8 protein-coding genes are annotated in these 8,209 nt (G+C 75.7%); 5 read left to right on the forward strand and 3 right to left on the reverse strand.

The window, feature by feature from the left end; genetic code table 11:
• The first annotated feature begins 21 nt into the window (after positions 1-21).
• Positions 22-1,074, forward strand: a complete 1,053-nt coding sequence (locus amrb99_RS52800; RefSeq protein WP_190866361.1) for a helix-turn-helix domain-containing protein — start codon at positions 22-24, stop codon at positions 1,072-1,074.
• A gap of 50 nt (positions 1,075-1,124) precedes the next feature.
• Entirely contained in the window at positions 1,125-1,715 is a 591-nt protein-coding gene (locus amrb99_RS39985; protein ID WP_190866363.1) for an HAD family phosphatase, read from the forward strand.
• 28 nt (positions 1,716-1,743) lie between these two features.
• Here amrb99_RS39985 and amrb99_RS39990 read toward each other — a convergent pair whose 3' ends face one another.
• Positions 1,744-2,790: an Rv2578c family radical SAM protein gene (locus amrb99_RS39990; RefSeq protein ID WP_190866365.1), complete on the reverse strand. Its 1,047-nt coding sequence runs from the start codon at positions 2,788-2,790 to the stop codon at positions 1,744-1,746.
• A 180-nt stretch (positions 2,791-2,970) separates the two neighbouring features.
• Between amrb99_RS39990 and amrb99_RS39995 the strand changes: the two genes are divergently transcribed.
• The 3 genes from amrb99_RS39995 (at position 2,971) to amrb99_RS51885 (ending at position 6,006) form a co-directional block, all read left to right on the forward strand.
• A complete protein-coding gene (locus amrb99_RS39995) occupies positions 2,971-4,581 on the forward strand; it encodes a family 10 glycosylhydrolase (protein ID WP_190866367.1) in 1,611 nt (536 codons plus the stop codon).
• A gap of 56 nt (positions 4,582-4,637) precedes the next feature.
• Positions 4,638-4,841 (forward strand): DUF3040 domain-containing protein, encoded by a 204-nt coding sequence (locus amrb99_RS40000; protein WP_190866369.1) that lies wholly within the window; start codon positions 4,638-4,640, stop codon positions 4,839-4,841.
• 541 nt (positions 4,842-5,382) lie between these two features.
• Positions 5,383-6,006, forward strand: coding sequence for an ATP-binding protein (locus amrb99_RS51885; RefSeq protein WP_190866371.1), 624 nt, complete (start codon positions 5,383-5,385; stop codon positions 6,004-6,006).
• 43 nt (positions 6,007-6,049) lie between these two features.
• On the opposite strand, the gene amrb99_RS52805 is transcribed toward amrb99_RS51885, so the two are convergent.
• Positions 6,050-7,177 carry a WYL domain-containing protein gene (locus tag amrb99_RS52805; RefSeq protein WP_190866373.1) on the reverse strand — a complete coding sequence of 376 codons (1,128 nt, stop codon included), beginning with the start codon at positions 7,175-7,177 and terminating at the stop codon, positions 6,050-6,052.
• A gap of 129 nt (positions 7,178-7,306) precedes the next feature.
• On the reverse strand, positions 7,307-8,209 hold a 903-nt coding region (locus amrb99_RS40015; RefSeq protein ID WP_190866375.1), incomplete at its 5' end, for a hypothetical protein.

Consider the following 8,209-nt stretch of genomic DNA (forward strand, 5'->3'; position numbering starts at 1 on the left):
AACGATGTAGCGTGACGCTTAATGATCCGTTTCGTGCTCGGTGTCGAGGACCTCGCCGACACCCGCTTCGCGCTGTCGCCGCTCGGCGAGACCATGGAGAGCCTGCGGGTCCTGCGCGACCCCGGCCGCTACGCGCTGCAGCTGCCCTGGCGGCGCGGCGCCCTGCGGCGCCTCACCGGCGTCGACACCACGCTGCTGATGGCGCTGGTCGGCGACCGGCACGCCATCCCCGACCACCTCACCCCCCGGCCCGAGACGTTCGCCCCCCGCTTCGACGACCAGCTCGCCGCCGCCCGCGCCGCCCCGCCCGGCCGGGTCCGCCGCGACCTGCTCGCCGTCCACGCCCCCGGCCCACCGCCCGCCGCCCTCGCCGACGCCGCCGCCGACGACGCCCGCGTCGCCCGCCTCAACGACGCGATCTGCGACGAGCTGCGCCGCTACTGGCACATCGCCGTCCGGCCGCACTGGCCGCAGATGCGGCTCGTGCTGGAGGCCGACATGACCTACCGCGCCCGCCGCCTGGCCACCGGCGGCGCCCGCGCCCTGTTCGCCGGCATGCACCCCAACCTGCGCTGGGACGACGGCGTCCTGCACATCGACAAGATGATCGGCCGGCACACCGTGCACGCCGCCGGACGCGGCCTGCTGCTGGTCCCCTCGGTGTTCGCGCACAAGCCCGCCCCGCCCGTCAGCCCAGACGAACCGCCCCTGCTCGTCTATCCCAGCCGCGGCGTCGCGACCCTGTGGCGCCCCGCACCCGCCGACACCGCCCCCGCCACCGGCGCGGACGGCGGCGGTGGCGGTGACGCGCTGGCGGCGCTGCTCGGCGCGCCGCGCGCCCGGCTGCTGGGCATGCTCGGCGAACCCCTGCCGACCGTGGAGATCGCCCGCCGCCTGTCGGTCACCCCCAGCGCCGTCTCCCAGCACCTGAAGATCCTGCACGCCGCCGGGCTCGTCGCCCGCGCCCGCGACGGCCGCCACATGCTGTACCGGCGCAGCCCCCTCGGCGACCGCCTCACCGGCCCGCACACGGCCCCCGAAACCACCCCCGAACCCTCCATGTGTTCGAAGTAACGTGATATGTGTTAGAAACAGGGTTCAACGAACACGCAGAGGGAGCCGTCATGGAATGGGTCGTCGTCGACTACGGCGAGGTCGTCTGCCACGCACCGCCCGAGGACGCCGCCGCCCGCATCGCCGGCACCGTCGGCGGCGACCCCGCCGCGTTCTGGGACGCCTACTGGAGCGGCCGCCCCGCCTACGACCTCGGCACCGTCGACGCCGCCGGCTACTGGGGCGAGCTGTGCGGGCGCCTGGGCCGCGCCGCCACCCCCGCCCTGCTGGACGTCCTGGTCCGCCTCGACCTGGAGATGTGGTCGCACCTCGACGAGGGCACCCTGAAGATCCTGCGCGACCTCGACGCCCGCCGCGTCCCCCTCGCGCTGCTGTCCAACGCGCCGCTGGAGATGGCCCGCCACATCGAGGCCGCGCCGTTCGCCGCGCTGTTCCGGCACCGCTTCTTCAGCGCCGACCTGCGGCTCGCCAAACCCGACCCCGCGATCTACGCGCACGTCGCCGACCGCCTCGGCGCCGCGCCCGCCGACCTGACCTTCGTCGACGACCGCCCCGCCAACGTCGAGGCCGCCCGCGCCGCCGGCCTGCGCGCGTTCCTGTTCACCGGCGCCGACCGCCTGCGCCGCGACCTGGCCCTCTGACCCGCCGCGGGGGGCGCGGGGGCGCGGGTCACAGCAGGGGCAGCTGCTCGGCGACCGGCCGCGGGGGAGCGGGGACGGGACGGTGACCCGACGGCCCGCGGCGCCCCGCGCCCACCTTGTACCGGGCCGCCAGCTCCCGCACCCGCGCCGCGATCCGCCGCTGGTACCCCTCAGGCGCGTACGCGCCCGACCCGTACAGCCGCGCGTACGGGACGATCAGCTCCGGATGGTGCTCGCGCAGCCACGCGGTGAACCACTCACGCGCGCCCGGACGCAGATGCAGCGTGATCGCCGACACCGACGTCGCGCCCGCCTCGGCGATCTGCCGCACCGCCGCCTCCAGTTGCGCCGGCGAGTCCGACAGGTAGGGGATCACCGGGCCCATCAGCACCGAGCAGCCGATCCCGGCCTCGTTCAGCCGCGCGCACACCTGCAGCCGCGTGCGCGGCGACGGGGTGCCCGGCTCCACCAGCCGCCACAGCTCGGAGTCCACCGACCCGACCGACACCGCCGCGCCGACCGTGGTGCGCTCGGCCGCCTCCTGCAGCAGCGGCAGGTCCCGCAGGATCAGCGACCCCTTGGTGAGGATCGAGAACGGGTTCGCCGCGTCCCGCAGCGCCGCGATGATCCCCGGCATCAGCCGGTAGCGGCCCTCGGCGCGCTGGTAGCAGTCGACGTTGGTGCCCATCGCGACGTGCTCGCCCCGCCACCGCGGCGCCGCCAGCTCCGCCCGCACCCGCTCGGCCGCGTTCACCTTCACCACGATCCGCGAGTCGAAGTCCGCGCCCGCGTCCATCTCCAGGTACTCGTGGGTCTTGCGCGCGAAGCAGTACACGCACGCGTGGGTGCAGCCCCGGTAGGGGTTGATCGTCCAGCGGAACGGCATCCGGGACGCCTTCGGCACCGCGTTGATCACCGACCGGGCGTGGACCTCGTAGAAGGTCATCCCGCGGAACTCCGGCGTGTCGAAGGTGCGCGCCACCGCCCGCCGCTCGATCAGCGGCACGGCCGCGATGCCGTCCCCGGCGCCGCCGTCCGCGCCGTCACCGGAAAGCCGCAGGTGGTCCCAGCGCACAGCCGCCCCCTCTCGAACACGTGAACGACATTGGTCAGGCGGCCAGTATGGAACGTGTGTTCGAAGATCGCAACGAGGCGGGCCCCGGTGGCGAAAGGGACGCAGCGGGAGGGTGAGGCATCACACGGACATCGCCGTTCCGTCCGTACCACCGCAACGGATGCGTAACAATGGCTCGCTATGGCATGGCGAACGGGGACGCGGATCCGGGCGGCGGCGGCGGTGCTGGCGGCCGGCGCGGTGACGAGCACGGCGGGCTGCGGCGTGCCCGCCTTCGGCGGCGGCGACGACGGCGACCGCGCCGGGCCCGTCACCGCCGGCGCCAAGCCAGAATGCCCCAAGGTCGCCGCCCCCGACGGCGACGGACCCTCCCGCCAGGTCCGCGGCATGTGGATCGCCACCGTCGGCAACACCGACTGGCCCACCGAGCCCGGCCGGCCCGCCGCCACCCAGAAGAAGCAGTTCACCCGCCTGCTCGACACCGCCAAGGCGATGAACATGAACGCGGTGTTCGTGCAGATCCGCCCCGACTCCGACGCCTTCTACCCCTCCCCGTACGAGCCGTGGTCCCAGTGGCTCACCGGAACCCAGGGCAAGAGCCCCGGCTACGACGTCCTGGACTTCATGGTCAGGGAGGCGCACGCGCGGAACCTGGAGTTCCACGCCTGGTTCAACCCCTACCGCGTCAGCCGCCAGGACGACCTGAAGAAGCTCGCCGCGAACAGCCCCGCCCGCCGCCACCCCGACTGGGTCCGCAAGTACGGCGGCGGCCTGTGGTACGACCCCGGCCTGCCCCAGGTCCGCGACCTGGCGACCAAGGCCGTCCTGGACGTCGTCCACAAGTACGACGTCGACGCCGTCCACTTCGACGATTACTTCTACCCCTACCCCGAGGACGGCGACTTCCCCGACGCCGCCGCCTACAAGACCTACGGCAAGGGCCTGTCCAAGGCCGACTGGCGGCGCCGCAACGTCGACACCCTCGTCCAGACCCTCTCCCAGCAGATCCACCAGGCCAAACCCTGGGTCCGGTTCGGCATCAGCCCCTTCGGGGTGTGGCGCAACAAGTCCAGCGACCCCGCCGGCTCGCCCACCAGCGCCCTGCAGAGCTACGACGACATCTACGCCGACACCCGCGGCTGGATCAAGAAGGGCTGGCTGGACTACGTCACCCCCCAGCTGTACTGGCCCATCGGCGACCCCCGCGCCGGCTACGCCGAACTCGTCGCCTGGTGGGCCGACCAGGTCAAGGGCACCAAGGTGCAGCTGACCATCGGGCAGGCCGGCTACCGCGTCGGCGAACCCGGCGCCTGGCGCAAGGCCGACGAGCTGTCGCGCCACCTCACCCTCAACCGCAAGTACCCGCAGGTCCGCGGCGACGTGTTCTTCAGCGCCGCCGACATCGCCGCCAACCGCCGCGGGTTCGCCGCCCGCCTGCGCGACGACCACTACTCCCGCCCCGCGATCCCGCCCGCCGTCACCGGACGCGGCGGGCACGCCCCGCCCCCCGTCCAGGACACCCGCGCCGTCCCCGACGGCGAAGGCATCAAGGTGCAGTGGCGGCCCTCCCAGGACGCGGTGTCCTACGCGGTGTACCGGGCCGACGGCAGGACCGCCGGATGCGCGCCCCTCGGCGACGCGCGCCTGATCGCCGACGTCCGCGGCGGCGGCGTCATCGACCCCTCCGCGAAACCCGGCCGCGCCTACACCTACTACGTCACCGCCCTGGACCGCCTCCACCACGAGAGCGCGCCCGCACGCGGCTCAACGGTTACCGCCGCCGAAGGATAATGATCATGCTCCGTGGGGAAGAACACAGCACTGCCCGCCCCCCGGAGGTATTGAGCATGGCGCTGTCGATGGAGGAACAGCGGATCCTCACCCAGATCGAGGTCCGCCTGAGCGAGGACGACCCGCGGCTGGCCGGCCGCCTCGCACGGCTCGGCACCCCCCGCGGCCGCCGCGCCCGCGTGATCACCGCGACCGCGATCGCGGCCGTCGTCGTCCTGGCGGCCGTCGGAGCCGCGATCGCCACCGCCCTTCTGCAGTGACCCGCCCCGCCACCCGACCCGGCCGCCCCCCGCCCGGGCACCCCGCCCCCGGCACGCAGGCCCGCCGCGCACGCACCCACCCCTGACCACCCGCGGGCTCCACCGCCGTCCCCCCGGAACGAACCGGCCCCGAGACGGCGAACGCCGAGGCCCCGGCGAGAGAGATCTCGCCGGGGCCTCGGCGCTTGAGCCGGTGTGGTGGTCGCCTCACGGCGAAAGGCACAACGGAGTTCCAGCCCGGACCGTACGGACCGGCGGTATTCCCCGAAGGCGTTGTGTAGAGCCCGGGGGACACATGCCACACCGACGCCACCCACCATAACGGCAACCGGACCCTGCTCATTCCACCGGGGCCGCCCGCGTGTCCACCATCACCTCACCCGCGGGTGAGGATTGCCTGCGCCCGTGCACCGCCCCCGCGCCCGATGCGTCCCTGAAGATGAACCGACGCGGAGAACGCCGGAACCGGCCGCCGGGACGGGGAACACCCGGCGGGCGCCACCGGCCCGCGCACACCGCCGTACGGTGAGGAGACGGGGACGTGGAACTCGAGGGGAACGGCGCCGGCACCGGAAGCACCGGTGCGGACGCCGCAGGCGAACGCAGCATCGACATCATCGACCCCGCCGCCGGCGGGACCACCGCCCGCCGCACCAACGGGCGAACCAGCGGGCAGAGCAACGGGCTGGGCATCGGGGCGGGGGAGCGGCGCGCCGCGTCCTGGGAACTGCCCGCCGAGCGGCGCACCGCCGCGCGCGCACGCGCCCTCACCGCACAGGCCCTGGACGCCTGGCACGTCACCGACCCCGGCGACGTCGACGACATCGTCCTCATGGTCGACGAACTGGTCACCAACGCGGTCGTGCACGGCACCGGCCCCGTCCGCCTCGGCCTGCGCCTGGACGGCGCCCGCCTCACCGGCGAGGTCGGCGACGCCGACCCCGCCGCGCCCGGCGGAGCGCCGCCCGCGCCCCCCGTCCTCGACTGGGCCGAGGCCGGCCGCGGGCTGCTGCTGGTCACCGCGCTCGCCACCGGGTTCGGCGCCCGCACCCACCCCACCGGCAAGACCGTCTGGTTCACCCGCGACCTGCACCCCGCCGAAGGGACGCCCGCCGCCGCGGCGACCCCGCCCGTCACCGCCGGCGCCGGACCCGCCCCCGCCTAGGAGCCGGCTCCGCCGCCCCGCCACCCGGCCGCCGTCCGGCGGGTCAGGCCTGGAGCGGGCAGCGGTCCACCACCCAGACGTCCTCCTCGTCACCGGACGGCGGCCGAGGCGGCTCGTCGGTCAGCCGGTCCAGATGCCACTCGACGTGCGCCAGCGGCCCCCGCCAGCCCGCCAGCAGATCCGCCAGCGGACGCGGCGGGCCCGGCGGCCCGTACGGGCGCGGATCGGGCAGTTCGCCCTCCCACAGCGCGTCGTCGCAGTCGGCCGCCCAGTGCGCCGCCGCCTCCAGCACCTGGCTCAGGTCCCGCACCAGATCCCCCAGCGACCGCGGCGCCATCGCGTCCTGGATCATCCGCTCCCGCGCCTCGTAGGGCAGCTCCCGGTCGAACGCGGCCGGGAACGGCGGACGCCGCCCCTCCAGCACCGGGTCCTCGCCGGTCGCCGCCGCCCGGATCGCCGCCAGCTGCCAGCGCGTCCACTCCGCCAGATGCCCCAGCACGCCCCGCAGCGCCGCCGCGCCCTCCCCGCCGCCGCGCACCTCCGCGGCCGCCTCCCGCAGCCGCGCCCGCACGAACTCCAACCGGTCCAGGGTCCACGCCCGGGCCCGCGCCGCACCCGCCGGACCGCGCCGCCCCGCCTCCGCCGCCGGGCGCGGCATCGGCACCCGCAGCGCCGCCAGCAGCCCGTCCAGATCCCGCACGTCCGCGCCGCGCCCCGACAGCACCGCTGCGCCCACCCGGTCCAGCCGGAACATCCGCGGCCCGTCCCGCTTCAGGCACCACCCCACCAGGTACTCCCCGTAGGGGGCGGTGACCAGCCCGTGCGCCTCCACGTCCCGGAAGCTGCGCGCGCCCGACCGGTCGGTGTAGGCGAGCCGCACGATCCGGCGCCGCCGCACCGCCTCGGCGAGGGTGTCGCGGACCGGGCCCATCAGCGACGCGACCTCGCTCAGCGGCTCCGGCTCCGCCGGCCCCTCCAGCACGTACCCGCGGCGGCCGAGCTGCCGGACCTCGAGCCCGCCGTGCGTCAGCAGCTCCAGGTCGCGGCGCACCGTCCGCTCGCTGACCTCCAGCCGCGCCGCCAGCTCCCGCGGCTCCAGCGGCTCGGGCGAGGCGGCGCGCAGCTCCGCGACGAGCGCCAGGAGCCGGTCCACGCGATCGGCATGCTCCACACACCCATCGTGACCGCCGCCGCCGACATTATGCGGCGCCGAAGACGCCTGTAACCCTTACGGCACGGGCGATCCCGCCGACACCGGCCCCCGGCACCGGCCCCCCAGGGGTGTCCCCGGCGGGGCGGGTCAGCGGCCCGACAGCTCGGCGGCCAGCCCCGCGAAGTCCGCCGCCGTCAGCGTCAGCGCGCTGCCGATCGCCTGCGTCGCCTCCGCGCTGCCCAGATGCCGCGTCGCGGCCCGGTCCAGGTACGCCTCCACCAGCCGCGCGCCGGTCAGCCGGCCGCGCGGGCGCAGCGTGGCCGCCTCCCGCTCCACCACCGCCCAGGCGTCCGAGCCCAGCCGCAGCGACCGCTCCTCGGCCAGCAGCCCGATCAGCGCCGACCGCGCCCGCCCGTCGGCCAGGTCCGGCAGCCGCACCGCCCGCAGATCGGTCACCAGCTCCGGCGACGCCGCCGACAGCTCCCCGACCCGGTCCGGCTCGCAGGTGCCCAGCAGCGCGGTGTCGTTGACGCCCTCCAGCCGCGTCCGGTACAGCACCGACGCGTACGCCGCGCCCTGCGCCTCGTCCAGGATCAGCCCGTCCAGGCCGTCCAGCAGCAGCACGTGCCCGGCGTGCTCCTCCAGCGCCGCCCGCAGCCCGTCGGGGCCCGCGTCGCGCAGGTCCTCGGCGTGCACGGAATGGACCTCGCCGCTGGAGGCCTCCACCTCCGCCAGCGCCCGCGCCACCATCCGCGCCAGCCGCCGCTGGCCGCTGGACGGCGCGCCGATCAGCAGCAGCGCCGGCGCCGACGCGCTCGACACCTCCTGCCCGCGCAGCCGCCGCGCCCACTTGCCGCGCCGCCGCACCTCCGTCACCACCCGGCCGATGTCGTCGGCGCCGCACAGGAACCGGATCCCGTACGCCTCGGCGATCTGCGGGGCCGACTCCGGCACCGGCGCGGGCGGCGCCGGCGGGACCGGCTCGGGCACCGGCACCGGAGGCGGCGGCAGGTCCGCCTGCGGCGCCGGCGGCGGAACCGCCGCGGGCGG

Origin of the sequence: Actinomadura sp. RB99 (assembly GCF_014706005.1) — a bacterium.
Lineage (GTDB): Bacteria > Actinomycetota > Actinomycetes > Streptosporangiales > Streptosporangiaceae > Spirillospora.

Coding starts and splice junctions, on each gene's coding strand:
- amrb99_RS39985 (WP_190866363.1), top strand. CDS start 1,125: ATGGAATGGGTCGTCGTCGACTACGGCGAGGTCGTCTGCCACGCACCG.
- amrb99_RS52800 (WP_190866361.1), top strand. CDS start 22: ATGATCCGTTTCGTGCTCGGTGTCGAGGACCTCGCCGACACCCGCTTC.
- amrb99_RS40000 (WP_190866369.1), top strand. CDS start 4,638: ATGGCGCTGTCGATGGAGGAACAGCGGATCCTCACCCAGATCGAGGTC.
- amrb99_RS39995 (WP_190866367.1), top strand. CDS start 2,971: ATGGCATGGCGAACGGGGACGCGGATCCGGGCGGCGGCGGCGGTGCTG.